We start from the raw sequence: 1,586 nt of genomic DNA, 5'->3' as shown, positions 1-1,586 counted from the left end.
GTCACGAATGTCGAGGTGGGCGCCCTTGTCGAGCAGCAGGGCCGCCATCGCCGTGTGTCCGTTGGCTGCAGCGAGATGCAAAGCCGTCCAGCCACCCTTGGTTTCGGCGTCGACGCGGGCGCCGGCGGCGAGCAGCAGCTTGGCCGCATCCAGATGCCCCCGCGAAGCCACGCTATGCAGCGGCGCCATCGCCCCGTTGTCGCGGGCATTCACGTCCGCCCCCCTTTCGACCAAATATTTGACCAGGTCGAAGTGGACGCCGCGGCAGGCCCAGTGCAAAGGCGTCCGGCCGTTTTCGTCCATTTCCTGAAGCAATTTGGGATTTTGTTCCAGCAGTCTTTTGACGGTTTCCAGGTCACCCGCGGAAGCTGCCTTGTGGATCTCTGCCGCCTGTAATCCCGTTGCCGGCAGGATCAGCAGCAGCGTCAAGACGATGAACAATTTGAGGAATGTTTGTTTCATGTTTACTCCTTTTAAGCGATTTTTCCGGTTTCATTCCGGGGCTTATGCACTTGCCATAGCCGAGCATGACTATAACCGGGTCAGGCATAAAAAGAATCGGTTAAAAGTCCTGTTTTTATAAACCATACTTTTGACCGGGAATGGCTCCGGATTGACAGCAGGCGGCAAGTGTGTTTATTTATCCGTATGCGCCATTTGCTCATTTTCATCTACCTGCTCTCTTCCGGCTGCGGCTTGCTCCTGATCAGCCTGGTCGTTCACCGCTACCGCACTTTCCGGCAAAGGCATTTGCGGACCTATGCCGTTCATTTGGCCTGCCTGAATCTCATGACCTTGGCCGACGTGGGACTTATCTATATCACGCTCAACATCAGCCATGAAAAGATAGTCATCGCCACGACGCTCATCATTCCCTGGATGTTGCTCAGCGTGTTGCTCTATTGCGCCCTGGTGGGTTATGCCGCTGCATTTATGGTAATGGCAATGGAACTGCGCGGCAAGAGGATTCTCCCATGGCAAAAATGGGTTGGGCGAGGGGGGCTGATCGTGGCCTTGGCGGTATGCGCCGGCGGAGTATTCAATCTTGACTTCCTGATGCGCTCAATTTATTATTTGGATCGTATCGTCCGGGCTTTAATCCTGATCGCGGCTGTCCTCCTCTTTTGGCAAGCGCGAACGGTCATGGCATCAGGCAAGCGGATCGCCCTGCGGAGTTTCAGCGCTTTTTATATCGCCGTCAATCTGATTTATTTCCTTTTTTATGCGGGGCGAAATCTCTGGTCCAGTGTTTTTGCATTTTACACCGGTTTCTATTTCCTTTGCTTGAATCTGCTGCCGCTCCTCTTTTTGGGAACCTTCCTCCACTATTACCACGGTAAAAAACTCCTGGTGCAAAAGTCCCAACCCGACATGGAGAGCACCCTGGGGGGCTATGGCATTTCCAAGCGGGAGAGGGAAATCATCCAACTGATCTGCGCGGGAAAAAGTAATCTGGAGATCGAGCAGCTACTCTTCATCTCCTTGAAGACAGTCAAGTTCCATTTGTACAATATCTACAGAAAGTTGGGTGTCCGTAACCGCATCGAACTGGTTAATTTGGTTCAAGGGGCCCTTGTGGTCCAGGG

Annotated in this window: 2 protein-coding genes; one reads left to right on the top strand and one right to left on the bottom strand. The window is 53.3% G+C overall.

All coding sequences use genetic code 11. The annotated features are described in order from the left end of the window. Positions 1-462: ankyrin repeat domain-containing protein (locus tag NTW95_13620; GenBank protein MCX6558445.1), on the bottom strand; the 462-nt coding region annotated here is incomplete at its 3' end. Positions 463-648: 186 nt separating this feature from the next. Here NTW95_13620 and NTW95_13615 point away from each other — a divergent pair. After that, positions 649-1,586 (top strand): helix-turn-helix transcriptional regulator (locus NTW95_13615; GenBank protein MCX6558444.1); only part of this gene is annotated, 938 nt, incomplete at its 3' end.

Source organism: Candidatus Aminicenantes bacterium, assembly GCA_026393795.1.
GTDB lineage: Bacteria > Acidobacteriota > Aminicenantia > UBA2199 > UBA2199 > UBA2199.
Note: the sequence above shows the minus strand (reverse complement) of the source record. Positions and strands in the feature narration are given on the sequence as shown.